This window comes from Pseudonocardia sp. WMMC193 (assembly GCF_021728735.1).
Taxonomy (GTDB): Bacteria; Actinomycetota; Actinomycetes; order Mycobacteriales; family Pseudonocardiaceae; genus Pseudonocardia; species Pseudonocardia oroxyli.
This window is the reverse complement of the sequence record NZ_JAKKDO010000003.1, coordinates 1013451-1038732: the sequence shown is the minus strand read 5'-3', so window position 1 is coordinate 1038732 and position 25282 is coordinate 1013451. Positions and strand designations below refer to the sequence as shown.

General features: G+C 74.6%; 21 protein-coding genes. 1 reads left to right on the top strand and 20 read right to left on the bottom strand.

Annotated features, from left to right (window positions below; all coding sequences use genetic code 11):
* Positions 1 to 4: 4 nt before the first annotated feature.
* The 7 genes from L3X23_RS06320 to L3X23_RS06290 form a co-directional block, all read right to left on the bottom strand.
* The gene (locus L3X23_RS06320; protein WP_237191168.1) at positions 5 to 763 is read right to left on the bottom strand and encodes a class I SAM-dependent methyltransferase; all 759 of its coding nucleotides are present in this window, start codon (positions 761 to 763) and stop codon (positions 5 to 7) included.
* 80 nt (positions 764 to 843) lie between these two features.
* Positions 844 to 3963: an isoleucine--tRNA ligase gene (gene ileS / locus L3X23_RS06315; RefSeq protein ID WP_237191167.1), complete on the bottom strand. Its 3120-nt coding sequence runs from the start codon at positions 3961 to 3963 to the stop codon at positions 844 to 846.
* A 241-nt stretch (positions 3964 to 4204) separates the two neighbouring features.
* Positions 4205 to 5392: a hypothetical protein gene (locus L3X23_RS06310; protein ID WP_237191166.1), complete on the bottom strand. Its 1188-nt coding sequence runs from the start codon at positions 5390 to 5392 to the stop codon at positions 4205 to 4207.
* Positions 5393 to 5468: 76 nt separating this feature from the next.
* Positions 5469 to 6344, bottom strand: coding sequence for a DivIVA domain-containing protein (locus tag L3X23_RS06305; protein ID WP_237191165.1), 876 nt, complete (start codon positions 6342 to 6344; stop codon positions 5469 to 5471).
* Positions 6345 to 6397: 53 nt separating this feature from the next.
* Complete coding sequence (locus tag L3X23_RS06300) at positions 6398 to 6691, bottom strand: YggT family protein (RefSeq protein WP_093075615.1); 294 nt, start codon at positions 6689 to 6691, stop codon at positions 6398 to 6400.
* Between the two features lie 25 nt (positions 6692 to 6716).
* A complete protein-coding gene (locus tag L3X23_RS06295; RefSeq protein WP_093075618.1) occupies positions 6717 to 7451 on the bottom strand; it encodes a cell division protein SepF in 735 nt (244 codons plus the stop codon).
* Positions 7452 to 7483: 32 nt separating this feature from the next.
* Positions 7484 to 8209, bottom strand: coding sequence for a YggS family pyridoxal phosphate-dependent enzyme (locus L3X23_RS06290; protein ID WP_237191164.1), 726 nt, complete (start codon positions 8207 to 8209; stop codon positions 7484 to 7486).
* 119 nt (positions 8210 to 8328) lie between these two features.
* On the opposite strand from L3X23_RS06290, the gene L3X23_RS06285 reads away from it, so the two are divergent.
* Positions 8329 to 8781: a PaaI family thioesterase gene (locus tag L3X23_RS06285; protein WP_237191163.1), complete on the top strand. Its 453-nt coding sequence runs from the start codon at positions 8329 to 8331 to the stop codon at positions 8779 to 8781.
* A gap of 26 nt (positions 8782 to 8807) precedes the next feature.
* Here the strand turns inward: L3X23_RS06285 and pgeF are convergent, their stop codons facing one another.
* The 13 genes from pgeF to rsmH all read right to left on the bottom strand — a co-directional run bounded on the left by pgeF (position 8808) and on the right by rsmH (position 25191).
* Positions 8808 to 9518, bottom strand: coding sequence for a peptidoglycan editing factor PgeF (pgeF, locus tag L3X23_RS06280; protein ID WP_237197939.1), 711 nt, complete (start codon positions 9516 to 9518; stop codon positions 8808 to 8810).
* Positions 9519 to 9704: 186 nt separating this feature from the next.
* Positions 9705 to 10979: a cell division protein FtsZ gene (gene ftsZ / locus L3X23_RS06275; protein WP_093075623.1), complete on the bottom strand. Its 1275-nt coding sequence runs from the start codon at positions 10977 to 10979 to the stop codon at positions 9705 to 9707.
* A 233-nt stretch (positions 10980 to 11212) separates the two neighbouring features.
* Complete coding sequence (locus L3X23_RS06270) at positions 11213 to 12223, bottom strand: cell division protein FtsQ/DivIB (RefSeq protein WP_237191162.1); 1011 nt, start codon at positions 12221 to 12223, stop codon at positions 11213 to 11215.
* Positions 12224 to 12257: 34 nt separating this feature from the next.
* Positions 12258 to 13586: a UDP-N-acetylmuramate--L-alanine ligase gene (gene murC, locus L3X23_RS06265; RefSeq protein WP_237197938.1), complete on the bottom strand. Its 1329-nt coding sequence runs from the start codon at positions 13584 to 13586 to the stop codon at positions 12258 to 12260.
* A 53-nt stretch (positions 13587 to 13639) separates the two neighbouring features.
* Positions 13640 to 14779 carry an undecaprenyldiphospho-muramoylpentapeptide beta-N-acetylglucosaminyltransferase gene (gene murG, locus L3X23_RS06260; protein ID WP_237191161.1) on the bottom strand — a complete coding sequence of 380 codons (1140 nt, stop codon included), beginning with the start codon at positions 14777 to 14779 and terminating at the stop codon, positions 13640 to 13642.
* 27 nt (positions 14780 to 14806) lie between these two features.
* A complete protein-coding gene (gene ftsW / locus L3X23_RS06255; protein ID WP_237191160.1) occupies positions 14807 to 16144 on the bottom strand; it encodes a putative lipid II flippase FtsW in 1338 nt (445 codons plus the stop codon).
* Complete coding sequence (gene murD, locus L3X23_RS06250; RefSeq protein ID WP_237191159.1) at positions 16144 to 17523, bottom strand: UDP-N-acetylmuramoyl-L-alanine--D-glutamate ligase; 1380 nt, start codon at positions 17521 to 17523, stop codon at positions 16144 to 16146. Before murD ends, ftsW begins: the two co-directional genes overlap by 1 nt.
* Positions 17496 to 18566, bottom strand: a complete 1071-nt coding sequence (gene mraY / locus L3X23_RS06245; RefSeq protein ID WP_093075637.1) for a phospho-N-acetylmuramoyl-pentapeptide-transferase — start codon at positions 18564 to 18566, stop codon at positions 17496 to 17498. Before mraY ends, murD begins: the two co-directional genes overlap by 28 nt.
* A complete protein-coding gene (gene murF, locus L3X23_RS06240; RefSeq protein ID WP_237191158.1) occupies positions 18563 to 19981 on the bottom strand; it encodes a UDP-N-acetylmuramoyl-tripeptide--D-alanyl-D-alanine ligase in 1419 nt (472 codons plus the stop codon). Before murF ends, mraY begins: the two co-directional genes overlap by 4 nt.
* Positions 19978 to 21513, bottom strand: coding sequence for a UDP-N-acetylmuramoyl-L-alanyl-D-glutamate--2,6-diaminopimelate ligase (locus tag L3X23_RS06235; protein WP_374204820.1), 1536 nt, complete (start codon positions 21511 to 21513; stop codon positions 19978 to 19980). Before L3X23_RS06235 ends, murF begins: the two co-directional genes overlap by 4 nt.
* A gap of 44 nt (positions 21514 to 21557) precedes the next feature.
* A complete protein-coding gene (locus tag L3X23_RS06230) occupies positions 21558 to 23393 on the bottom strand; it encodes a penicillin-binding protein 2 (RefSeq protein WP_237191157.1) in 1836 nt (611 codons plus the stop codon).
* A gap of 32 nt (positions 23394 to 23425) precedes the next feature.
* Positions 23426 to 24226, bottom strand: a complete 801-nt coding sequence (locus tag L3X23_RS06225) for a hypothetical protein (RefSeq protein ID WP_237191156.1) — start codon at positions 24224 to 24226, stop codon at positions 23426 to 23428.
* Positions 24223 to 25191, bottom strand: coding sequence for a 16S rRNA (cytosine(1402)-N(4))-methyltransferase RsmH (gene rsmH, locus L3X23_RS06220; RefSeq protein ID WP_237191155.1), 969 nt, complete (start codon positions 25189 to 25191; stop codon positions 24223 to 24225). Before rsmH ends, L3X23_RS06225 begins: the two co-directional genes overlap by 4 nt.
* Positions 25192 to 25282 lie beyond the last annotated feature (91 nt).

Here is a 25282-nt window from a genome sequence, read left to right as displayed (position 1 = left end):
GAGATCAGGGGCGCCAGGTGAGGGTGGCGGCCGTCCTGGTGCGCGGCGGGAGGGTGGCCAGCAGGTCGGCGACCTCGGCCTCCCGCTCGGGGGGCAGGCACAGGCGCCGGGTGACCCAGGCCGGGTCGTGCGGGGGTCGGCGCTCCCGCTCCCACCGCACGACGTCCGGGACCACCCCCGCCTCGCGCAGCACGGCCACGGCGTCGTCGACCGTGGCGGGCTCCGGGCGGCGCAGGTCGTGCAGCCGCAGCCAGAGCGGGTCCAGCCAGGCCATCGGGTGCTCCGCGAGCATCTCGACGACCACGCCGCGTTCCGCCGCGTCCGTCAGCGCGGTGACGAACGGGACGAGGTCCACGACGTTGTGCAGGACGTGGTGGGACACCACGACGTCCGCGGTGCCGGCCTCGCCCGCGACGTCCGGCCAGCGGCCCACGACGGTCCGGGACGGGAGGCCGCGCACGTCCGCGGCCGCCTCGAACACGTCGAGCATGTCCTGTTGGCTGTCCACGCCGGTGGCCGCGGTCATGGGCCCGACCAGGGCGAACGCGGCGTCCCCGCCGCCGCACCCGACGTCGAGGACCGTGCCCGCGGGTTCGAGGAGGGCCAGGCCCGCGGTGCGGGACGGCGTGTCGGCGGGCACGTCCGGCGGGGCGAAGTCCGCGGGATCGTGCCCCCAGGGACTCCGTGGCGCGGACGCCAGGATCTCGGCCGGGATCCCCCGACCGGACTGCAGCTCACTCCACCGCGCAGCAGCACTCCCCACGGTGGATCAGCCTAGCGACCCGGGATCGTGCCCCCTCGTGCGCGGCGATCGTCGCCCTGGCGACCATCGCCGCGCACGGATCACCTGGCGACGGTCACCGTGATATCGGTGCTCGTGCCGTCGGGGGAGGTCACCGAGCCTGCGGTGCCCGCGTTCTCGGCGTACACCACCGACGTCGCGAGGACCTCGGAGGCCACGAACCGCTCGTGGGTGCGGAGCGCGGCCAGCACCGGCTCCGCCGACCAGAGGGTCAGCGTGATCCGGTCCGAGACCTCCAGGCCCGCGTCCCGACGGGCCTGCTGCACCACGCGCACGACGTCACGGGCGGTGCCCTCCGCCGCGAGCTCCGGGGTGACCTCGGTGTCCAGCACGACCAGGCCGGAGTTGCCGGGCAGGGCGGTGGTGGACTGCGGGTCCGCCGCCTGCAGGCGCTCGGAGAACTCACCCTCGACCAGGGTGACCCCGCCCGCCGTCACGGTGCCGTCCGGGTTGACCCGCCAGTCCCCCGCCTTGACGGCCTTGATCGCGGTCTGGGTCTGCTTGCCCAGCCGCGGGCCGCAGGCGCGCGCGTTGACGGTCAGCTCGAACTCGCCGTAGGTCGAGACGTCCGTGGTCAGCACGACCTCCTTGACGTTCACCTCGTCCCGCAGCACGTCGACGAACGGGGCGAGGGTCTCGGCGTCCGCGGCGGCGACGGTCATCGACGCCAGCGGCAGCCGGACGCGCAGCTTGCGCGCCTTCCGCAGGGACAGGCCCGCGCTGGCCACCTGGCGCACCCGGTCCATCGCCGCGACGAGCGCGTCGTCGTGCGGGAGCTCGCCGCTCGCGGGCCAGTCGGTCAGGTGCACCGAGCGGCCGCCGGTCAGCCCGCCCCACAGCTGCTCCATGGTCAGGGGCAGCAGCGGCGCGGCGACCCGCGCGGTCACCTCCAGCACCGTGTGCAGGGTGTCGATCGCCTCCTGGTCGCCCGCCCAGAACCGGTCCCGGGACCGCCGGACGTACCAGTTGGTGAGCACCTCGGCGTGGTCGCGGAGCAGCTCGCAGGCGCCCGCGATGTCGTAGGCGTCCATCGCCGCGGTCGCCGCGTCCACCAGCGCCGCCGTCTTGGCCAGCACGTACCGGTCCAGGACGTTCGTGCTGCGCGTGGACACCGTCCCGGTCGTCCCCGCCGCGCCTGCGTAGAGCGAGAGGAAGTACCAGGTGTTCCACAGCGGCAGGATCGCCTGCCGGACGCCCTCCCGGATGCCCTGCTCGGTGACCACCAGGTTGCCGCCGCGCAGGATGGGGCTCTGCATGAGGAACCAGCGCATCGCGTCGGAGCCGTCCCGGTCGAAGACCTCGTTGACGTCCGGGTAGTTGCGCAGGGACTTCGACATCTTCTGCCCGTCGTCCCCGAGGACGATCCCGTGCGCCACGCAGTTCTCGAACGCGGGCCGGTCGAACAGCGCCGTGGCCAGCACGTGCAGCGTGTAGAACCAGCCGCGGGTCTGCCCGTTGTACTCGACGATGAAGTCGCCCGGGTAGTGGTGCTCGAACCAGTCCCGGTTCTCGAACGGGTAGTGGACCTGCGCGAACGGCATGGAGCCGGACTCGAACCAGCAGTCCAGCACCTCCGGCACCCGGCGCATGGTCGAGCGCCCGGTCGGGTCGTCCGGGTTGGGGCGGGTCAGCTCGTCGATGAACGGGCGGTGCAGGTTGTCCGGGCGCACGCCGAAGTCCCGCTCCAGCTCGTCCAGCGAGCCGTAGACGTCCGTGCGCGGGTAGCTCGGGTCGTCGCTCTGCCAGACGGGGATCGGGCTGCCCCAGAAGCGGTTGCGGGAGATGTTCCAGTCCCGGGCACCCTCGAGCCACTTCCCGAACTGGCCGTCCCGGATGTAGGCCGGGCTCCAGTTGATCTCCTGGTTGAGCTCGACCATCCGGTCCCGGAACGCCGTGACCTGCACGAACCACGAGTCGACGGCACGCTGGATCAGCGGGTTGCCGCAGCGCCAGCAGTGCGGGTACGGGTGGTCGTAGGTCTCGTGGCGCAGCAGCTTCCCGGCGGCCTTGAGGTCGCGGATGATCTGCGGGTTGGCGTCGAACACGTGTAGGCCGGTGTACGGCGGCACCTCGGTGGTGAACTCGCCGCGGGCGTCCACGGGCACGACGACCTCGATGCCCGCCGCGTCCGTGACGACCTTGTCCTCCTCACCGAAGGCGGGCGCGATGTGCACGACGCCGGTGCCGTCCTCGGTGGTGACGTAGTCCGCGGCGAGGACCTGGTGGGCGTTCTCCCGGCCGACGAAGAAGTCGAACGGCGGCTCGTACCGGGTGCCGACCAGCTCGGCGCCGGTGTAGGTGCGCAGGACCTCCGGCTCCTCCCCCAGCTCGCGGGCGTACGCGCCCACGCGGGCGCTCGCCAGCAGGTACTTCTCACCCTCGACGCGCAGCACCGAGTACTCGACCTCGGGGTTGACGGCCGCGGCGAGGTTCGACGGCAGGGTCCACGGGGTGGTCGTCCAGACCAGGGCGAGGGTGTCGTCCAGCTCCGGGTCCGCCGAGCGCAGCCGCAGCCCGACGGTGACGGCGGGATCCTGCCGGTCCCGGTAGACGTCGTCCATCTTGGTCTCGGAGGCGGCGAGCGGGGTCTCGCAGCGCCAGCAGTACCAGAGCACGCGGAAGCCCTGGTACACCCAGCCCTTGTCCCACAACGACTTGAAGGCCCACATGACGCTCTCCATGTAGGACAGGTCGAGGGTCTTGTAGTCGTTGTCGAAGTCCACCCAGCGGGCCTGGCGGGTGACGTAGTCCCGCCACTCGCCGGTGTAGCGCAGCACGGACTGGCGGCACGCGTCGTTGAACGCGGCCACGCCCATGGCCTCGATCTCGGACTTGTGCGTGATGCCCAGCTGGCGCTCGGCCTCGTACTCGGCGGGCAGGCCGTGGGTGTCCCAGCCGAACCGGCGCTCGACGTGCTTGCCGCGCATGGTCTGGTAGCGCGGGACGACGTCCTTGACGTACCCGGTCAGCAGGTGCCCGTAGTGGGGCAGGCCGTTGGCGAAGGGCGGGCCGTCGTAGAAGACGAACTCGCCTGCGCCGTTCTCCCCGGCCGGACGGTTCTCGACCGAGGCGCGGAACGTGTCGTCCGCCTCCCAGAACTTGAGCGTCTCGCGCTCGAGCTGGGGGAACGACGGGTGTGCGGGGACCTGCGGATAGCTCATGTCGTCTCCTCGTGCCGGCTGTGCTCGTGCCTGCACGGGGACGACTCGGTGGAGCTGAGCCGCGGTACCACCCCGCTTGCCCTCTCGGGCCTCTCATTCTGCGGCGCTGACGGGCCGCACCCGTCCGGTTCTACTCCCCGATCGCTCGGGTTTCTTCCGGAGGCTCCCCGGTGATGGCCGGATCGGTGCCTGTGCTGAGAAGGGTAGCGCGGTGGGACGAGCGGTTATTCCGCAGGCCGGCTCAGCGGGCGGCGGTCTGGTGGCGGCCCGCCATCGTGCGGTCCGGCGTGCACCAGCCGCACGGGGTGAAGCCCAGCTCCACGGCCTCCTTGGCGGGCAGCGGGATCACCGGGCGCCCAGGCAGCGAGCGGCAGCCCGCCAGGTGGTAGCGGGGCTGCTCGTCGACGACGACGACCTCGTCCGTCAGCTCCGCGACGATCGAGGCGGTCGCGGCGTCTCGCGGCTCCTCCGGCGGCTCGCCCTGCGGCCCGACACCCGACGCGAAGAGACCCTCGCCCGCGGGGGCGTGGTGGGCGGCCGCGCCGCCCTGGTCCGGCGGCGGCCCGTCCGGAGCCTCGTGCGCACCGTGCGGTGCCGACCCCGCGGTCGCCGCGGCCCCGGTGGCACCAGCGGCCGCGGTGGCACCGGTGGCACCCGCGGCGGCGGTCGAGACGGTGGGGGCGTCGACCGGCGCCGCGGCGGCGGCACCGGAGGACGGGGGCTCCGCGGACCCGGTGGGGGCCGCGGAGGCGGTCTCGCCGGTGTCGCCACCGGCGGGACCCCCGGCCGGGCCGGCTGCCGCCGAGCCGCCTGCCCGGCCGGGTCCCTGCTCCTCCCGAGGGCCGGCGGCGCCGTCCTCGGAGTCCTGCGCGGAGTTCTGCGTGGGGTTCGGCGCGGAGTCTCGGGTGCCTTCGGCGGGCTCGCCGGATTCCGCCGCATCCGTCACGCTGGGTGACGAATCTCCGCTCGATCGAGTGGTTCCCTCCGCAGCGCCGGGCGGTCGCTCGGCTGAGCCGGGCGGTCCCACCAGGGGCATCACGGAGGTCGCCTCAGCATCCGACGACACCCCGGACACCGCCGCGACATCCCGTGCGCCGTCCTCGCCGGATCCCGTCACGCCACCGGGTGTGCCCTGGGACACGCCCGACGGCGGGATCGCGGGCAGGACCTCGGTGACGGGCTCGATGTCCGCCATGCCCCGGTAGCCCGCGGGCGGGCCCACGGGGGCCTGGGGCGGTGCGGGCACGTGCTCGGGCTGCGCACCCGCCTTGACCGCCGACCGGCGTTGCATCCAGTCGACGAGCAGGGCGACCGCGGCCGCCACCGAGACCGCCACCGAGATCCAGGCCCACAGGACGCTGCCCGAGAGCAACGCGACGACCAGGAGCCCGAAGGCGATCAGGACCAGTACGAGAACCAGCAGCAGCACGATTCACCCCGCGTTCGGCGTGCGGTCGCCCCACGCCCCGAGCGGTGTCGGGGCGGGGACGACGGGACGGTCGGCCTCAGCTTCCGGCGTCGGCCCGCTGGCCGTAGCCGGTGGCCGCGTAGCCGCCGCCGTTGCTGTTGGCGGTACGGGCGGCGTCCGACGGCGCGGCCGAGGCCCGACCCTCCAGGTCGCGCAGCTGCGACTCCAGGTAGGTCTTGAGCCGGGTCCGGTACTCGCGCTCGAAGGTGCGGAGCTCGTCGATCTTCTTCTCCAACACCGACTTGTCGCGGGTGATGGTGCCGATGATCTCGGTCTGCTTCCGCTCTGCCTCGCTGACCAGCGAGGACGCCTTGTCGCGGCTCTGCCGCTCCAGGGTCTCCGCGCGGGTGCGGGCGTCGTTGAGCATCGTCTCGGCGCGGGCCCTGGCGTCGTTCACCAGACCGTCCGACTTGGTGCGGGCCTCGCTGAGCAGCTGCTCGGACTTGCTCCGGGCGTCCGCCAGCATGGAGTCGGCCTCGTTCTTGGCCTCGGCCGTGAGCCGGTCGGCCATCTCCTGGGCCAGGCCCAGGACCTTGGCCGCCTGGACGTGGTGGTCACCACCGCCCATGTCGGCCTCCGGGCCGCCCATGGCGCCCATGGGGCGCTGCGGGGGCTCGGGCCTGCTCTGCGGCGGGGGCTCGACGGGACGGATCTGCTGCGTGGGCGGCGGACCCTGCTGGGCGGGCGGCTGGGGACGGTTGCGCGCGTCCTCCAGCTCGGCCTGGCTCGAGTCCAGGCGCTGCTCCAGCTGGCCCACCTGCTCGCGCAGGTCCTCGTTCTCCTCGATCAGCCGGGCCAACTCGGCCTCGACCAGGTCGAGGAACGCGTCGACCTCGTCCTCGTTGTACCCCCGCTTACCGATCGGGGGCTTGCTGAACGCGACGTTGTGGACGTCGGCGGGTGTCAGCGGCATCGGATCACCTCATGCACTCCTCGGCGGCAAACCGGCGGGCGAGTGACTGGGGCTCACCCCACCGCCGGTCTGGCAATGCTCATCAGTATGAACACCACCAGCAGTAGAACCATAATCGAGAGGTCCAGTCCTACGCCGCCGATACGGACGACGGGGATCACTCTCCGCAACAACTTCACGGGCGGATCGGTCACGCTGAACACCACTTCGAGTGCCGCCGCGGGGCGCCCGGCGGGCACCCACTCCCGTGCGAACGAGTGCACGAGCTCCACGACGATGCGCGAGACGAGCAGGAGCCAGAAGAAGAACAGGATGTAGTAGAGGACGAACTGCAGGGCGATCGGCACGCGCTCATCCTGCCACTAGGCGGGCTCAGTCCCGCTGGAACAGACCCCGCTCGGCGAGCCGGCGCGCGTCGTCCGCGGAGACCTCGACGTTCGCGGGCGTCAGGAGGAAGACCCGGGAGGTCACCTTGTCGATCGAACCGCGCAGCGCGAACGCCAGACCTGCGGCGAAGTCGACCAGGCGGCGCGCGGCGGCCTCGTCGAGATCGGTCAGGTTGATGATCACGGGGACCCCGTCCCGGTAGCGCTCGCCGATGGTCCGCGCCTCGGTGAAGCTGCTCGGCTGCAGGGTCGTGATCGTGGCGAGCGCGGCCGCGCCGCGGTCGCGCTGCTCGGGCAGGCTCGCCGGTGCCGCCGCCGGTGCCGGGGCCGCCGCGGGCGGGTCCGGGACGGGCCGCACGACGGGCTCGTCGCGGTCCACCGCGAGCGCCCCGTGGGTGGTGGGGGCCGAGCCCCCGAGACCGCCCTGCAGGCCCGCGGAGACCCGCACGGGCTCCCGCAACGGGCGCGACGGGCGGACGGATTCGCGCGCCGACCGGCCCGACCAGGTGTGGTCCTCCGCCGCCGGGACCCGGCTCGGACGGGGCTCGTCGTACTGCGCGTAGTCGTCCCGAGCGTCGAAGCGGTCGTCCGGATCCGACCAACGGTCGGCCCCGCGCGCCGTACGCCGGGGGTCGGCGTAGGTGTCCGGCTCGTCGACGTAGTCCATCTCCTCGGCGGGCACCATGCCGAAGTAGGCCTTGAGCCGGTACATCGCGCTCATCTGAAGTCCCCGTTCCCGCGTGGTGCCTGCGATCACCGGGAGGTTAACCGTCGGTCCCCCACAAGGGCCGTTCCGACACGCGCGACCGTCGAACCGTGACGGATCGCCACCTCCAGGTCGCCGCTCATCCCGGCCGACAGGACCGTCGCTCCGGGGTGCGCGGCGCGCAGCCGACTACCCGCGGCGGCGATCGCGGCAAACGACTCCTCGTCGTCCGCACCCAGAGGTGCCACGCTGAGCAACCCTTCGAGAACGAGCCCGCGCGCCTGCGTGACCTGCGCCGCGAGGTCCAGTAGCCCCGCGTCGTCGACGCCCCCGCGGGCCGGGTCACCGTCCACGCTGTACTGGATCAGCACGGGCAGCGGGGTGCCGCGCTCGGCCGCCGCCTTGTCCAGCGCGGCGGCGAGCCGGGCCGAGTCGACCGTCTCGACGCGTGTCACCCACGGGGCCACCACTCGCACCTTGTTCCGCTGCAGCCCGCCGATGAAGTGCCACCGCAGATCCAGGTCGGGGCGCCGCTCCCGGATCTCCGCCACCTTCAGCGCGGCCTCCTGCGCCCGGTTCTCACCGAAGTCCCGCAGGCCGAGCTCGGCGAGCGCGATCACGTCCGCCGCCGGGATGGTCTTGGTGACGGCGAGCAGCTCGACCTCCTCCGGCGCCCGCCCCGCGGCGGTGCAGGCGGCGGCGATCCGCTCCCGCACCGCGTGGAGGCGCTCCTCCAGCTCGGCCCGACGTACCGGGGACACCTCGACGTTCATGCCGGGAACCTTAGGAGGCCCTCCGGGGGCCCGACGGGGACGGCCTGTGAGGCGGGCCACCCTTCCCCTCGCCGCCGTGCGGCTCTTGACTGGTCGGAGCCGAGCGAAGGAGCACGCGCGTGTCCGAGGTCGTGGACGACCGTCCACCGGAGCTGATGGAGACGTTGGGCCTTCAGCGGGTGGTCTCGATCGGCGGTGGTCGCGCCGCCCTCGAGTTCCTCGCGGGCATGCACATGTGCCACTCGGGCGGTGTCGTCCAGGGCGGATTCGTCACCGGGTGGATCGACGCGGCGATGGCTCACGCCGTCACGGGGCTCTACGCCGATCGCGGCGACCACGACGTCTCACCGATCTCGCTCGAGCTCAAGATCAGCTTCTTCGCCCCGGCCCGGCCCGGGCCGGTCACCGCGGAGGCGTGGCTCGAGCTGAACGGAAGGTCCACCTGCTTCGCCGAGGGCAGGCTCCTCGACGCGACCGGCCAGGTCCTCGCGAAGGGCAGCTCCACCATCCGCCTGCTCTCCCGGGCCCGGATCGAGGCGGCGTCCCAGGCGGTGGCGGCGGCGCGCGGCTGAGACCGCGCAGCTGAGACCGCGCGGGCTCAGCCCGCGTCGAGCCAGGTGACGCCGGCGTGCCTGCCGGTGCGCTGGTCGCGGCGGTGGCTGAACAGCGCGCGGTCCTCGAGGGTGCAGCGCGGATCCATGCCGACCTTGGTCACGCCCAGGTCGTGGAGCTGGCGGACGAGCCCGGCGCGCACGTCGACCGAGGGGGTGCCCTGCCGGGTCCGCGCCGCGCTGCCCGGCAGCCGCGCCTCCACCTCGGCGCGCATCGCCGCGGGGACCTCGTAGCAGAGCCCGCAGACGGCCGGGCCGAGCAGCACCTCGACGTCCGGGATCCGCGCGCCGAGCGCGACCATCGCCTCGACGGTCGCGGGCACCACCCCGGCCGCCGCCCCCACCCGTCCGGCGTGCGCGGCGCCCACCACCCCCGCGACGGGGTCGCCGAGCAGCACCGGGGTGCAGTCCGCGGCCAGCACGACGAGCCCGATCCCCGGCTCGGCGGTGACCGCGGCGTCGGTGTCCGGGACGTCCGGGGCGGAGCGCGGGGGCGGTGCGGTGACGGTCTCCACGCGGGTGCCGTGCACCTGGTCGAGGAAGACGGCGCCGCGCAGGCCGAGCTCCCTGATGAGCCGGTAGCGGTTGGCGTCGACGTTCGCCGGCGAGTCCCCCACCCGGCGGGAGAGGTTGAACGAGTCGAACGGGGCGGACGAGCGCCCGCCCGCCCGCGTCGTCATGACCCGTCGGACCCGCACCGCCGTCTGCACGGGTTCGAGCCTATCCGGGCACGTGTCGTGCGCTCACCGCTGTCCGCGCCGCGCCGGCCGCACACGACTCGTGATCATGCAGCGCTGAGCGCACGAAACGTGCCCAGCACGCCGGCCCGACACGCCACGAGCCGCGACCCCGGGCGGGATCGCGGCTCGTCGGAGACGGACGGCTCAGCGGCGCATGAAGGGCGGGACGTCCACGTCGTCCTCACTGGGGGCCGCGGGGGCCTGCGCGGCGGCGGGCTCCGGTGCGGCGGCGGGGGTGCTGATCTCGGTCATCGCCGGGTTCTCCCGCTCCGGCGCGCGCGGCGCGGGCGGGCTGTACGGCGCGACCGGGGGCAGCGTGCCGTTCTGGTTCGCGCCGCTGCCGAACCCGCTCGCGGGCTGGGCCGACGGCGGGGTCGGGGCCACCGGGGGCGGCGCGGCGGCCGCGGCCGGAGCCTGCTCCTGCGCCGACGGCGACCGGAACGCCGCGGGCTCCAGCTTCTTGTGCGTGGGCTGCCCGCCCTCGAACCCGGCCGCGATCACCGTGATCCGCACCTCGTCGCCGAGCGAGTCGTCGATCACCGTGCCGAAGATGATGTTGGCCTCGGGGTGCGCGGCCTCCTGCACCAGGGACGCGGCCTCGTTGATCTCGAACAGGCCGAGGTCCGAGCCGCCCGCGATCGACAGCAGCACGCCCTGCGCGCCGTCCATCGACGCCTCGAGCAGCGGCGAGTTGATCGCCGAGCCCGCGGCCTGCACGGCCCGGCCCTCCCCCCGCGCCGAGCCGATCCCCATCAGGGCCGAGCCCGCGCCGGACATCACCGACTTGACGTCCGCGAAGTCCAGGTTGATCAGGCCGGGGGTGGTGATCAGGTTCGTGATGCCCTGCACACCGGAGAGGAGCACCTCGTCCGCCGAGCGGAAGGCGTCCATCAGGCTCACGCCCACGTCGCCCAGCTGCAGCAGCCGGTCGTTCGGGATGACGATCAGGGTGTCGCACTCGTTGCGCAGCTGCGTGATGCCGTCCTCCGCCTGGCCGGCGCGACGCCTGCCCTCGAAGGTGAACGGGCGGGTCACGACGCCGATCGTCAGCGCGCCGAGCTTGCGCGCGATCGAGGCGACCACGGGGGCGCCGCCGGTGCCCGTGCCGCCGCCCTCCCCGGCCGTCACGAAGACCATGTCGGCCCCCTTGAGGACCTCCTCGATCTCCTCGCGGTGGTCCTCGGCGGCCTTGCGGCCCACCTCCGGGTTGGCGCCCGCGCCGAGGCCACGGGTCAGCTCGCGGCCGATGTCCAGCTTCACGTCCGCGTCGGACATGAGCAGGGCCTGCGCGTCGGTGTTCACCGCGATGAACTCGACGCCCTTCAGGCCCACCTCGATCATCCGGTTGACGGCGTTCACGCCGCCGCCTCCGATGCCGACCACCTTGATCACGGCGAGGTAGTTGTGCGGGGGCGTCATGCGCGGCACCTCTCGATTTGGATCGGGTCTCCGGTCAGCTCCGTCCAGCAGGGTCTGTCCGGGCCGTTCGCCCAGGGACGCTAGGTGCGCGGAGGGGAGCGGTCCAGCAGGCGCGCCGCGCGTCGGCAACACCTCGATGGGGTGGACCGCGGTTCTCGTGACCAGTCCGTGACCTGCTGCTCATGCGTCTTGACGGCCAGTGACGAGTTGAGCCGGACGGAGCAGTCGATCTCTCAGCGGGTGACGGTCGGCAGATCCGGGCTGGAGACGTCGAACACGGTGCCGTCCTGGGTCAGCAGCGCCACCAGCACCGCGACCTTGTCCGCGGCCCGGTCGGGGGTGCCGAACCGGACCTGCCGCTCCCCCAGACCCAGCCGCACGGTCGGCTCGACGGCCGGGCTGTCGACGTCCACCGTCCGCACCTGCGCGCGCAGGTCGGCCGGGAGGGCGGCCAGCACGGCCAGGGCGGCGCGGGTGGCCGGGTCGTCCGGCCCGACGGCGCCGAAACCCAGCATGGGCAGTGCGGGCAGGACCTCGGGTGCCTGCTGGTAGGCGACGCCCGCCGCGTCGACCAGCGTGATGCCCTCCGGGGTGCGGGCGAGCGCCACCGCGCTGCGCTCGGTGACCTCGATCGCCACGGTGTGCGGCCAGCCGCGGCTGACCTGGACCGACCCGATCCCCGGCAGCTGCGCGACGCGCTGGGCGATCGCCCGCGTGTCGACCGTCGCCAGCGGCACCCCGGTCTCGACGGCCGCGGCGTCGACGATCTGCTCCCGGGGCACGACGAGGGCGCCGGTCACCTCGACCTGCTCCACCTCCGCGATCCCGGTGTAGACCAGCGCCGCCCAGAACCCGCCGCCCAGCGCGGCGAGCACGGCCAGGACCAGCACGGCCAGCGCGATCCGCCGGCGGATCTTGAAACGGAGGTCGTTGCGGCGGGCGGGCGGGCGCGCCGCGGCAGCGGGCGCCGCCCGCCGGGCACGGGCGCCCGGGCGGGCCTCGTCGGCGCCGCCGGAGTCCCCGCGGCCGCGCTGCGCGGGGAGCAGCTTGTCGCGCTGCTCCGCCCGCTCCGCCCGGATCCGCTTCGCCCGCTCCGCCGCGGCCGGTCGCGTCCCGACCCGGTCCGCGACCCGCTCGCCCTTCCCGCCCGCGTCGGTCCCCTCGCCGCGCGCGGCCGTCTGGGGGTCGCGCAGGCGCCTGCCCCGACCGTCCGTGGTCGGGGTGCGAGGGGTGCGCCGGGCCATCAGTGCGGGCCCGGCGCGGCGGGACGGGCAGCGGTCATGCGGGTGCCCGGTCCAGCTCGAGGAGGATCTCGGGGCCCAGCACCGTCACGTCACCCGCGCCCATGGTCAGCACGAGGTCGCCGGGGCGGGCCAGTCCGGCGAGCACACCGGGGACGTCCGCCCAGGTCGGGACGAAGTGCACCTGGTCGGCGGGCAGCGGCACCGCGTCGGCGACCAGGCGCCCCGACACACCGGGCTCGGGGTCCTCGCGGGCGCCGTAGACGTCGAGCACCACGACCTCGTCGGCCAGTCCCAGGGCCGTGCCGAACTCGGCCGCGAACGTCCGGGTACGGGAGTACAGGTGCGGCTGGAACGCGACGATCACCCGCCCCGGCTGCACCTCGCGGGCGGCGCGCAGGGTGGCGGCGACCTCCGTGGGATGGTGGGCGTAGTCGTCGTAGACGGCCACGCCGTTCGCCCGGCCCTTGAACTCGAACCGGCGCCGGACGCCGTCGAAGGCGGCCAGGCCCGTGAGCAGGTCCTCCACCGGTGCGCCGAGCTCGACCCCGGCGAGCAGCGCGCCGAGGGCGTTGAGCGCCATGTGCTCGCCCGGGACGGAGAGCCGCAGCGCGATCTCGACGCCCCCGTGGCGGGCGAGCAGCCGGGAGCCGGTGCCGTCGGGGCGGAACTCCAGCAGCCGGGCGTCCGCCCCGCCGCGGCCGTAGCGGCGCACCGGGATGCCGCGGGTCTCCGCCACGGCCGCGAGCGCCTCCGCTCCCGGATCGTCCGCGCAGGTCACGAGGGTGCCGCCGGGGGCGATCCGGCCCAGGAACTCCTCGAACACGGCGCGGTAGGAGGCCTCGTCGCCGTGGTGGTCCAGGTGGTCCGGCTCGACGTTCGTCACGACCGCGACGTTCGGGGCGAAGGCGGTGAACGAGCCGTCGGACTCGTCCGCCTCGACCACGAAGACGTCCCCGCCGCCGTGGTGCGCGCCCGCGCCGGTGACCGTGAGGTCCCCGCCGATCGCGAACGACGGATCGACGCCGCAGTGCTGCAGGGCGACGGTGAGCATGGAGGTGGTGGAGGTCTTGCCGTGCGTCCCGGCGATCGCGGCGACCCGGTAGCCCTGGGTCAGCGCGGCGAGCGCCTGGGCGCGGTGCACCACCGCGAGACCCCGCGCGCGGGCGGCGGCGAGCTCCGGGTTGGTCTCCCGGATCGCCGTCGACACCACGACGGTCGGCTCGCCGACGACGTGCTCCGCCGCGTGCCCCACCGCGATCTCCGCGCCGAGCGCGCGCAGCGCGAGCACCGTGCGGGAGTCCTTGGCGTCCGACCCGGAGACGCGCACGCCGCGGGCCAGCAGGATCCGCGCGATCCCGCTCATCCCCGCCCCACCGATGCCGATGAGGTGGACGTGCGACCCGAGCACCGGGGCACTCACTTCCGGATCACCCCGAACACGACCTCGGCGAGCCGCTCGTCGGCGTCCGCGTGGCCCGAGGCGCGGGCGGCCCGGCCCATGGCGGCGAGCCGCTCGGGGTCCTTCAGCAGCGGGACCAGCTCGGCCAGCACGACGTCCCCGGTCAGCGCGGCGTCGGCGACGAGCAGGCCGCCGCCCGCGTCGACGACCGGGCGGGCGTTGAGTGCCTGCTCGCCGTTGCCGATCGGCAGCGGCACGTACAGCGCGGGCAGCCCGACGGCCGAGACCTCGGCGACCGTCATCGCCCCGGCCCGGCAGAGCACGGCGTCCGCGGCGGCGTAGGCCAGGTGCATGTCGTCGATGTAGGGCAGGCCGACATAGCCCGACGCGCCGGGCGCCTCGGCAGCGCCCGGCGCACCGGAGCCCGCCGGGGTGTTCCCCGGGCCGTGGGCGTGCAGGACCCCGATGCCCTCGTGGACCAGGCCCGGGAGGGCCGCGGCGAGGGCGGTGTTGAGCGAGCGGGCGCCCTGCGAGCCGCCGAACACCAGCAGCACCGGGCCGTCCGCGGGCAGGCCGAAGCGGGCCCGCGCCTCCGCCCGCAGCGCGCCGCGGTCGAGCGTGGTCACGCTGTGCCGCAACGGGATCCCGAGGATCTGTGCGTGCGCGAGCCCCGATCCCGGCACGGCGGCCACGACCCGGGCCGCGAACCGGGCGCCCACCTTGTTGGCCAGCCCCGCGCGGGCGTTCGCCTCGTGCACCACGACCGGGACCCGTCTGCGGGCGCCGAGGTAGGCGGGCAGGGCGACGTAGCCGCCGAACCCGACGACGACGTCCGCGTCGACCTTCGTCAGCACCTCGCGCACCCGCGCGACGGCGCCGCGCACCCTGCCGGGCAGCCGCAGCAGGTCGGCGGAGGGCTTGCGCGGCAGCGGGACCGGCGGGATCAGCTCGAGCGGGTAGCCGCGGGCCGGGATGAGCCGCTGGTCGAGGCCCTTCTCCGTGCCCAGGGCGGTGACGCGGGCGTCGGGCCGGAGCCGCATGACGGCGTCGGCGAACGCCAGGGCGGGCTCGATGTGCCCGGCCGTGCCGCCGCCTGCGATCACCACGGACGGGCCTGCGCCCATCCGCGGGAGGTACTGGGTGCCGTACTGACTCATGGTCCTTGTCTCTGTCGAGCGCTGTCTCTATCGGCGCACGGTGCGCTGGGTGGGGGTGTGGGCGGGCGCCCGGTACGGCTCGGGGAGCGGCAGTCGCAGGATCGTCGCGATCCGGCCCTGGCCGTTCGCCCGCAGTGCGGCGACCGCCTCCGGCTCGTGCCGGGCGGCGTTGGTCAGGATGCCGAACAGGAACATGGTCACCACCATCGAGGTGCCGCCGGAGGAGATCAGCGGCAGCTGCAGTCCGGTGACCGGCAGCAGTCCCACGACGTACCCGATGTTGATGGCCGCCTGGATGACGAGCGTGGCGGTGGTCGTGGCGGCGACCAGCCGCAGCCACGGGTCGGAGCTGCGGCGGGCGATGCGCAGGCCGGTGTAGGCCAGGGTGGCGAACAGCGCCAGGACGGCGAAGGCGCCGATCATGCCGAGCTCCTCGCCGATGATGGCGAAGATGAAGTCGTTGTGGGCGTTGGGCAGGTAGTCCCACTTCGCGCGGCCCTGGCCGAGCCCGACGCCGAACAGGCCGCCGTCGGCGAGCGAGTACAGCGCCTGCGTGGCCTGGTAGGCGGGGCCGAGCGGGTCCGTGGCCTCCGGCGACAGGAACGCCGTGATGCGGCTGACCCGGTAGCCCGCGGTGAGGCCCAGCACGACCGCGCCCGCCGCGGCCCCGACCCCGATCGTGGCCAGCAGCTTCATCGGCGCGCCGCCGAAGTACAGCAGCACGATCATGACGATGCCGACCGACACCGCCATGCCCATGTCCGGCTCGAGCACGAGCAGGGCGAGGACCAGCAGGGTGACCGGGACCAGCGGGTTCAGCGCGTGCTTCCAGCGGTGCATCACCTTGCGCCGGGCGACGAGCACGTGCGCGCCCCACAGCGTGAGCGCCACCTTCACCGCCTCGGAGGGCTGCACCGAGAACGAGCCGATCGCGAACCAGGCCCGCGACCCGTTGCGCGCGACGCCCAGCCCCGGGATGAGGACCGCGACCAGCGCGAGCACGCCGAGCAGCAGCAGCCACGGCGCGACCGCCCGCATCCGCGCGGGCCGCACCCGCAGCCCGATCCAGAACAGCACCAGCCCGCCCGCGCAGAAGGCGAGCTGCCGGACGAAGACCGAGTAGCTCGACCCGCCCGCGGAGAAGGACTCCACCGAGCTGGCCGAGAGCACCATGACCAGGCCGAACAGCGTCAGCAGACCCCAGACGCCGAGGATCAGGTGCAGGCTGGTGAGCGGGCGGCGCAGCCACGCCTCGAGCGCCTTGGCCCCGCGGCCGACGGCGACGCGGGCCGGTCCGAACCGGCCGTCCGGCTCCGGGGGCGCGCTGCGCCGGGCGGAGCTGCGGCCCGGGCTGCGCGTCGCCATCAGCCCAGCTCCCGCACCGCGGCGGCGAAGGCCGCGCCGCGCGCCGCGTAGTCGGTGAACTGGTCCATCGACGCCGCGGCGGGAGCGAGGAGTACGACATCACCCGGTCGGGCGAGTGCGCGGGCACGGCGGACGGCGGAGACCATGACCTCATCGTCGCGCTCGGTCACCTCGACGGCGGGGATCTCCGGGGCGTGTCGCGCCAGTGCGTCGACGATCTCCGCCCGGTCGGTGCCGATCACCACGGCGGCGCGCAGCCGACCGGCGTGCGCGGCGACGAGCTCCTCGACCCGGGCGCCCTTGAACAGCCCGCCGACGATCCACACGATCGTCCCGGCGGGCTGCGCGGCCAGCGCCGCGTCCGCGGCGTGCGGGTTCGTGGCCTTGGAGTCGTCGACGTAGCGGACCCCGGCGTGCGTCCCCACCGGCGCCGAGCGGTGCGGCCCCGGCCGGTAGGCGCGCAGCCCGGCGGCGACGGCCTCCGGCGACACCCCGTGGGCCCGCGCCAGCGCCGCGGCCCCCAGTGCGTCGGTCAGCCCGGGCGGTCCCCCGGGCCGCACGTCCGCCACCGCGGCCAGCGGGGTGCAGTGTCCGACTCGCGTGTCAGACGTCGGGAAGGCGCGGTCGACGAGGTGGGAATCCCGGATGCCGAGTTGGTGCTCGCCGGGCGCGGCCAGGGTGATGCCCACCTTCCGGGGGGCCGTCGACTCCGCCAACAGCCGCGCCGCGATCGCGTCGTCGACGCCCGCCACCGCGACCTCACCGACGAGGGCCCGCGCCTTGGCCTGGGCGTAGGGCTCCAGGCCGCCGTGCCAGTCCAGGTGGTCCTCGGCGACGTTCAGCACCAGGCCCGCGGCCGGGACGACCGAGGGCGACCAGTGCAGCTGGAAGCTGGACAGCTCCACCGCGAGCACGGCGTGCCCGGCCGCGACCGCGCTCACCACCGGGTAGCCGATGTTGCCGCAGGCCACGGCGTCCAGACCGGCGGCGCGCAGGATCGACTCCAGCATGCCGGTGGTGGTGGTCTTGCCGTTCGTGCCGGTGACCACCAGCCACGCGGGCGGGGTCGCGCGGAGCGCGCCGAGCCGCCAGGCGAGCTCGGGCTCGCCGATCATCTCGATCCCCCGCGCCGCCGCCTCGGCGACGAGCGGGTGGTCGGGCGGGCGCCCGGGCCCGGTGACGACGAGGTCGACCCCCGCCGGCAGGCCCGCCGCGGGCTCGGCGCCCGCGGGCAGGGCGGGCAGGGCCCGGTCGTCGGAGACCAGGACCCGGGCCCCGTGGGCGAGGAGCACCTCGGCGGCGGCGAGCCCGGAGATCCCGGCGCCCGCCACCAGGACGGTGCGGCCCCGCATCATCCACCCGCCGAGGCGGCGAGCCATTCGGAGTAGAAGATGCCCAGCCCCAGCGCCGCGCACATCGCCGCGAGCAGCCAGAACCGGATGATGACGGTGGTCTCCGCCCAGCCCGCCAGCTCGAAGTGGTGGTGGAACGGGGCCATCCGGAACAGCCGGCGGCGGGTGGTGCGGAAGACCAGGATCTGCAGCGCGACCGACAGCGTCTCCACCACGAACACGCCGCCGATGACCAGCAACAGCAGCTCGGTCTTGGTGACGATCGAGAGCCCGGCGAGCAGGCCGCCGAGGGCCAGCGAGCCGGTGTCGCCCATGAAGATCCGGGCGGGTGCCGCGTTCCACCAGAGGAAGCCGATGCAGGCGCCCATGGCGGCGGAGGCGACGATCGCGACGTCGAGCGGGTCCCGGACCTCGTAGCAGCCGGCGGCCGCGCTGATGGAGCACGCGTTGCGGAACTGCCAGAACCCGATGATCACGTAGCTGGCCAGGACCATCGCCGAGGTGCCCGCGGCCAGGCCGTCGAGCCCGTCGGTGAGGTTCACGCCGTTCGACCAGGCCGCGATGATCAGGTTGCAGAGCAGCACGAACCCGATCGCGCCGAACCCGAGCACCGTGATGTCCCGGATGAAGGACAGGTACTCCGAGGCCGGGGTGAGGTTGCGTTCGTTGGCGAACCGCAGCGCGAGGATGCCGAAGACGGTGGCGGTGAGCACCTGCCCGACGATCTTCGAGGTCTTGTTCAGCCCCAGGTTGCGCTTGCGGCGCAGCTTGAGGAAGTCGTCGATGAACCCGACGAGGCCGAGCGCGGTCGTCAGGAACAGCACGAGCAGCGCCGACGCGGACATCGGCTCGCCGGTGAGCAGGTGCGCGACCAGGTAGCCGACCCAGATGGAGATCAGGATGGCGACGCCACCCATGGTCGGGGTGCCGCGCTTGGTCTGGTGGGACTTGGGGCCGTCCGCGCGGATCTCCTGGCCGAAGCCCTGGCGCGCGAAGAACCGGATCAGGTACGGGGTGAGCAGGATGGACAGCGCGAGCGCCACCCCGCCCGCGACGAAGATGCCTCTCACGGGCTGACCAGCTCCTGCAGCAACGCGTCGGCCACGCGGTCCAGGCCCGCCGAGCGGGAGGCCTTCACCAGCACGACGTCTCCGGGCGCGAGCTCGGCGCGCAGGAGCGCGAGGGCCGCGTCCCGGTCGGCGACCACGCGCGGGCCGGTGTCCGACTCGCGGGTGTAGTGGTCGGTGCCCACGGCCACGAAGCGATCGATGCCCAGGTCTCCCACGGTGTCGGCGATCTGCCGGTGTGCGGCCTCGGTGGTGTCGCCGAGCTCGGCCATGGGGCCGAGGACCGCCCACGTGCGGCGGCCCCGGCCGATCGACGCGAGGGCCTGCAGCGCGGCGGTCATGGACTCGGGGTTGGCGTTGTAGGCGTCGTTGACGACGGTGACGCCGTCCGCCCGCTCGGTGACCTCCATGCGCCAGCGCGAGGCCGGGGTCGCCGCCGACAGCGCCTCGGCGATCTGCGCCGGGGTGCCGCCCAGCTCGAGGGCCACGGCCGCGGCGGCGAGCGCGTTGCCGACGTGGTGCGCGCCCACCAGCTGCAGCGACACCGGGGCCGAGCCGGCCGGGGTGACCAGCGTGAACGAGGCGCGGCCCGCGCCCAACGAGACGTCCGCGGCGCGCACGTCCGCGTCCGCCCCCACACCGACGCCGACCACTCGGGCCTTCGTGCGGGAGGCCATCGCGGCCACCCGGGGGTCGTCGGTGTTCAGGACCGCCACGCCGTCCGCGGGCAGGGCCTCGACCAGCTCGCCCTTCGCCTGGGCGATCGCCTCCGGCGAGCCGAACTCGCCGACGTGCGCGGACCCGACGTTCAGCACCACCCCGATGCGGGGCGGCGCGATCCGGCAGAGGCGAGCGATGTGCCCGCGGCCGCGGGCCGACAGCTCCAGCACCAGGTGCCTCGTCGACTCCCCCGCCTGCAGCGCGGTCCAGGGGTGGCCGAGCTCGTTGTTGAAGGAGCCGGGCGGCGCCACGGTCTCCCCCAGCGGCCGCAGGACGGCCGCGACGAGGTCCTTCGTGGACGTCTTGCCCGAGCTGCCGGTGATCCCGACGACGTGCAGGTCCGGCAGGGTCGTCACCGAGTGCCGGGCGAGCCTGCCGAGCGCGGTGAGCACCGCCGCACCCGCGCCGTCCGGGTCCGCGGCGCCCAGGTCGGTGCCCGCATAGGACTCCCCCGGCGGCGCGATCACCGACGGCGCGTCCACCGGACGGCCCGCCAGCACCCCGGACGCCCCGGCGGCCACCGCCGCCGCCGCGAACCCGTGCCCGTCCGCCCGCTCCCCCGGCAGCGCCAGGAACAGCGCGCCGGGCCCGACCTTCCGGGAGTCGAACTCCACGGAGGAGACGAGCTCGTCGCCCGTCGCCCGGTGGAGCTCGCCCCCGGTCACGGCGGCGACCTCGGCCAGCCGCATCTCGATCACGTGTCCTGCCCTTCGGTGTCTCCTGAGGCGATGGCCCGGACGAGCTCCTCGACGTCGTCGAAGTGGTGCTTGACGCCGTGGACCTCCTGCCCGGTCTCGTGTCCCTTACCGGCAACGACCAGCACGTCGCCGGGATTCGCCAGGGCGACGGCCGCCACGATCGCGGCCCGCCGGTCCCCGATCTCGCGCACGTCCGCCCCGGTGCCGGTCGTGCCGGCCAGCATCGCGGCCCGGATCTCGGCGGGGTCCTCGGTGCGCGGGTTGTCGTCCGTGACCACCAGGACGTCCGAGCGGGCGGCCGCGGCGGCGCCCATCAGCGGCCGCTTGCCGGTGTCCCGGTCGCCCCCACAGCCCAGGACGGTGATCAGCCGGCCGCCGGGGTTCTGCGCGCGCAGCGCGTCGAGCAGCGCGGCGACCGCGGCGGGCTTGTGCGCGTAGTCGACCACGGCGAGGTAGGGCTGGCCCACCTCGACGCGCTGCATCCGCCCGGGGACGTGCAGCCGCGCGAACGCGGGCGCGGCGACCTCCGGGGCCACCCCGACGGCGTCGAGCACCGCCAGCGCCACGAGCGCGTTGGCCACGTTGAACGCGCCGGGCAGCGCCAGGTGCACCGGGAGCCCGCGGACGGTGAAGCGCTGCGACCCGTCCGCCTCGGTCCGCACGTCCGACGCCGTCCAGTCCGCGGGACCGGTCGTCGAGACCGTGGTGAAGTCCCCCAGGCCTGCGAGGCGGGCGCCCCACTCGTCATCGACGCAGACGACGCCGCGGGCCGCGCACAGCTCCGGGTCGAGGAACAGGCGGGCCTTGGCCTCGAAGTAGTCCTCCATCGTCGGATGGAAGTCCAGGTGGTCCTGCGAGAGGTTGGTGAAGGCGCCCACCGCGAAGCGGGTGCCCGCCACACGGCCCAGGGCCAGCGCGTGGGACGACACCTCCATCGCGACGTCGGTGACCCCGCGCTCGCGCATCACGGCGAACAGCGCCTGCAGGTCCGGCGCCTCGGGCGTGGTGAAGGCGCTCGGCAGGCTCTCGTGCCCGATCCGGGTCTGCACCGTGCCCAGCAGCCCGGTCGACCGGTCCGCCGCCCGCAGCCCGGCCTCGACGAGGTGGGCCACCGTCGTCTTGCCGCTGGTGCCGGTCACCCCGAGCACGCGCAGGTCGACGGTCGGGTCGCCGTAGACCCGCGCGGACAGGGCGCCGAGCACGGTGCGCGGGTGCGGGTGGACCAGCACGCCGACACCCGCGGCGCGGATCTGCGGGCGGGTGAGGCCCGCCGGGTCGGTGAGGACCGCGACCGCGCCTGCCGCCAGGGCCGCGGCGGCGAAGTCCGCGCCGTGCACCCTGGCGCCCGGCAGCGCCACGAACAGGTCCCCGGGCCGCACGTCCGACGTGCGGTGGGTGATGCCGGTGATCTCGACGTCCGGCGACCCGGGCAGCGGCTCCGCGTCCACGGGCGCGCCGAGGGCGCTCAGCCGCACCGCGGGGAGTCCCGTGGGGCGCGTCGAGCCGGTGGCGGGGGGAGCGACAGGCGGCACGCACGGGAGGCTACCGAGACCGCCCCGCGCCGCTGCTCGCAGGTTCAGGGCACGACCAGGGTCTGCACGGGGGCGGGCTCGCCGACCGGGACCCGCTCCTGCTGGGCCAGGTAGGAGGCGATGTCGTGGAACAGCGGGGCCGCGCTCGTGCCGCCGCCGGGGGCGTCGAGCATGATCGCGACGACGAAGTTCGGGTTCTGCGCGGGCAGCATCCCGGCGAAGGTGATCCAGTACGTCGAGGAGGCGTAGCACCCGCAGCTCGGGTCCACCTGCTGCGCCGTGCCGGTCTTGCCGGCGACCTGGTAGCCGGGCACCTGCGCCGCGTAGCCGGTGCCGGAGTTGCCCCCGGGCGCCTTCTGCGTGACGGCGGTGAGCATCGTCCGCAGCTGCTGCGCGGTCTGCGGGGACACCACCTGCACGGGATCGGGCCGCGGCTCCTCCGTGCGGGAGCCGTCCGGGCCGATCGTCGCGGCGACGATGCGCGGCGGGATGCGGACGCCGTCGTTCGCCACGGCCTGGTACATCCCGGCCATCTGCAGCACGGTCATCGACAGGCCCTGCCCGATGGGCAGGTTGCCGAAGGTCGAGCCGGACCAGGACTCCCGGGCGGGGACCGAGCCCGCGCTCTCCCCCGGCAGCCCGACGTTCGTGCGCTGGCCGATCCCGAACCGCGCCAGCATGTCCGAGAAGCGGTCCGCCCCGAGCTGCTCGGCGGTCATGATCGTGCCGACGTTGGAGGACTTCGCCAGCACGCCGGTCAGCGTGTAGTGGTCGAGGCCGTGGTTCCAGGCGTCGTGGACCGTGCGGTCCGCGACCTTGATGCTGCCGGGGACGTCCAGGACGTCGTCCGGCTTGGCGATGCCGTACTCCAGGGCACCCGCCATCGTGACGATCTTGTTGACGGAGCCGGGCTCGAACGGGCTGGACACCGCGGCGTTGCCGAGGGTGGCCGGATCGGCGGTGCCCAGGCTCCGCGGGTCGAACGTGGTGCCGTTCGCCATCGCGCGGACCTCGCCGGTCTTCGCGTCCAGCACCACTGCGGACCCGCCGCGGGCGCCGGTCTTCGCCACGTAGTCCTGCAGCTTCTGCTGCACCACGTACTGCAGGTCCGAGTCGAGCGTCAGCTCCACGTCGGAGCCCGGCACGGCCGCCTCCTGGGCCCGGGTGCTGCCCGGGATCACCGTGTCGCTGCCCTCCGCGGTGTCCACGATCTGGAAGCCGTCGGTGCCGGCGAGGACGCCGTCGTCGGACGATTCGAGCCCGACCCGGCCGACCAGCTTCTGGTTGTCGGCACTCCAGCTCGCCGCGCCGATGACGTTGGCGGCCAGGTTCCCGGCGGGGTACTGGCGCGCCTCGCGCTTCTCCTCGGCGATCTCGGGGAACCGCTCGCGCAGCGCCCGGGCGACGTCCGGGTCCGCGGACGTGGTCAGCACGACGTACCCGCGGTCCGCGTCGAGGAGGCCCCGCAGGGCGTTCGGGTCCCCGCCGGTCGCCTCGGCGACGGCCTGGGCCATGTCCGCCTTGTACGCGGGCGCCTGGTCCTTCTTGATCGACGAGATCAGCCGCGGGTTCGTGACGAGCGCGCGGGCCTCGGTCGAGAAGGCCAGCCGGTTGCCGTTCCGGTCGGTGATCGCGCCGCGCTCGGCGGCGATCGTGATCCGGGTGGTGCGCTGCTTCTCCGCGCTCGCGGTGAGGTCGCCCGCGCGCACGGTCTGGATCAGCACGAGCTGCATCGCGCTGGCGAGCAACAGCAGGATCAGCACGAGCCTGCCGATCCGGAACCGGCGCAGGGGCATGCCCGCGCTCGAGGCGGGCCTGCGCGGCGGGGTGCGGCGCGGCGGGCCTGCCGGTTTCCGTCCGTTCTGTGGCCGTCCCTGCATCCGGGGACGCGCGCGCGGTGGCAGCAGGGCCATCAGGCGCCGCCCGGCTGCTGCGGGTTCTGCACCGCCTGCTCCTGGGCCTGCTGGGAGGCGGCCTCGGCGTTCTGGGCGTCCTGGGCGTCCTGGGCGGCCTGAGCGTCCTGGGCCGCCTGCGCAGCCGGGTCGGGCTGGGCCTGCGCCGGGTCCGGCTGGGCGGCCGGGGGCGGGTCGGCCTGCGCCGCGCCCGCGTCCACCGCCGTCTGCGAGGGGCCCGCGTCCGGCGCGGGCATCGGGTTCGCCGCGGGCACCGGCGCGTGCCCGACGGCGGCGCGGGGCTCGCCGACGACCGTCACGCCGCCGTCGGGGGCCACGACCAGCCGTGCCGGGTCCTGCACCGGGACCATCCCGAGGTCCGCCGCGCGCTGGGCCAGCGCGGGGGTGGACTCCATCGCCGCGACCTCGCGGTGCAGCCGCTCGGACTGCTCGGTGAGGGTGCGGGCGTCGGTGCGGGCCTGCTGCAGGGCGTAGGAGTCGGCGGCGGCCGCCGTCGAGAGCCAGAGGGTGAGGACCAGGCCCGTCGCGAACAGCCCCATGATGAGCAGCACGAACTGGGCGCGGCCGGTGCCGACCTGGGTGGCCTTCTTCGGCACCGCCCGCTTCGGCGCGGCGCGGCGGACCCGCTCGTCCCGCCGTGCGTAGGCCCTCTGGGCACCCTTCTGCGATCCCTTGCGCGGCGCCGGGATCGTGACGGCCCCGCGCTGGGCGGGGATGCGCCGGGCGGGTGCCTCGGTGCCCTTCCAGTCGACCGAGACCCGGGGGCGCGGCCGGGTGGGCGTCTTCACGGGTGCACTCACGGTGCGGCCTCCCGGATGCGTTCGGCGGCCCGGCACCGCACGGAGGCGGCACGCGGGTTGTCCTCGATCTCGTCTGGTGTCGCGGGCTCGGAGCCGCGGGTGAGCAACCGCAGCTCCGGGCCGTGGCCGGGCAGCTCCACCGGGAGCCCGACCGGGGTGCGGGAGGCCGCGCCCGCGGCGAGCTCCCGCTTGACCATGCGGTCCTCGAGCGAGTGGTAGGACAGGACGACGATCCGCCCGCCCACCGACAGCGACCCGAGCGCGGCGGGCAGCGCCCGACGCAGGGCCTCCAACTCGCCGTTGACCTCGATCCGCAGCGCCTGGAACGTCCGCTTCGCGGGGTGTCCCCCGGTCCGCCGGGACGCCGCGGGCACGGCGGCGTAGAGCAGCTCCACCAACTCGGCGCTGCGGGTGAACGGCCGGGTCTCCCGCCGCTTCACGATCTGCGACACGATCCGCGCGGCGAACCGCTCCTCGCCGTACTCGCGCAGGATCCGGACGAGGTCGCCGGGTGCGGAGGTGTTGAGGACGTCCGCCGCGGTCGGGCCCCGGGTGGGGTCCATCCGCATGTCGAGGTCCGCGTCCCGGGAGTAGGAGAAGCCGCGCTCGTCCGCGTCCAGCTGCAGCGAGGAGACGCCGAGGTCGAACAGCACCCCGTCGGCCCGCGGCAGCCCGAGGCCGTCCAGCACGTCCGCGATCTCGTCGTAGACCGCGTGCACGAGGTGCGTGCGGTCGGCGAATGCGGTGAGCCGCCTGCCCGCCATCTCCAGGGCCTGCGGGTCCCGGTCGAGCCCGACCAGGGTCAGCTGCGGGTGCGCGGCCAGCAGCGCCGCGGAGTGGCCACCGAGCCCCAGGGTGGCGTCCACGACGACCGCGGGCCGGTTCTCCAGCGCCGGGGCCAGCAGCTCCAGCGTCCGGTTCAGCAGGACCGGGACGTGCCGGTGGGATGCGTTCGCGTCGTCCACCAGCTCACCTCCCGCCCCACGAGTCGTGCTCCCCTGCGTGCCCGCACACGCAGCGGTCATGCCTGCGGCCCGGGACGCACGCGTCCCAGGC

Bases quoted from the DNA above. Each gene is read 5' to 3' on its own strand.
- ileS (WP_237191167.1), bottom strand. From the start codon at position 3,963: ATGAGCTATCCGCAGGTCCCCGCACACCCGTCGTTCCCCCAGCTCGAG.
- L3X23_RS06305 (WP_237191165.1), bottom strand. From the start codon at position 6,344: ATGCCGCTGACACCCGCCGACGTCCACAACGTCGCGTTCAGCAAGCCC.
- L3X23_RS06295 (WP_093075618.1), bottom strand. From the start codon at position 7,451: ATGAGCGCGATGTACCGGCTCAAGGCCTACTTCGGCATGGTGCCCGCC.
- L3X23_RS06290 (WP_237191164.1), bottom strand. From the start codon at position 8,209: ATGAACGTCGAGGTGTCCCCGGTACGTCGGGCCGAGCTGGAGGAGCGC.
- ftsZ (WP_093075623.1), bottom strand. From the start codon at position 10,979: ATGACGCCCCCGCACAACTACCTCGCCGTGATCAAGGTGGTCGGCATC.
- L3X23_RS06270 (WP_237191162.1), bottom strand. From the start codon at position 12,223: ATGGCCCGGCGCACCCCTCGCACCCCGACCACGGACGGTCGGGGCAGG.
- murC (WP_237197938.1), bottom strand. From the start codon at position 13,586: ATGAGCGGGATCGCGCGGATCCTGCTGGCCCGCGGCGTGCGCGTCTCC.
- murG (WP_237191161.1), bottom strand. From the start codon at position 14,779: ATGAGTCAGTACGGCACCCAGTACCTCCCGCGGATGGGCGCAGGCCCG.
- ftsW (WP_237191160.1), bottom strand. From the start codon at position 16,144: ATGGCGACGCGCAGCCCGGGCCGCAGCTCCGCCCGGCGCAGCGCGCCC.
- murD (WP_237191159.1), bottom strand. From the start codon at position 17,523: ATGGCTCGCCGCCTCGGCGGGTGGATGATGCGGGGCCGCACCGTCCTG.
- L3X23_RS06230 (WP_237191157.1), bottom strand. From the start codon at position 23,393: ATGCAGGGACGGCCACAGAACGGACGGAAACCGGCAGGCCCGCCGCGC.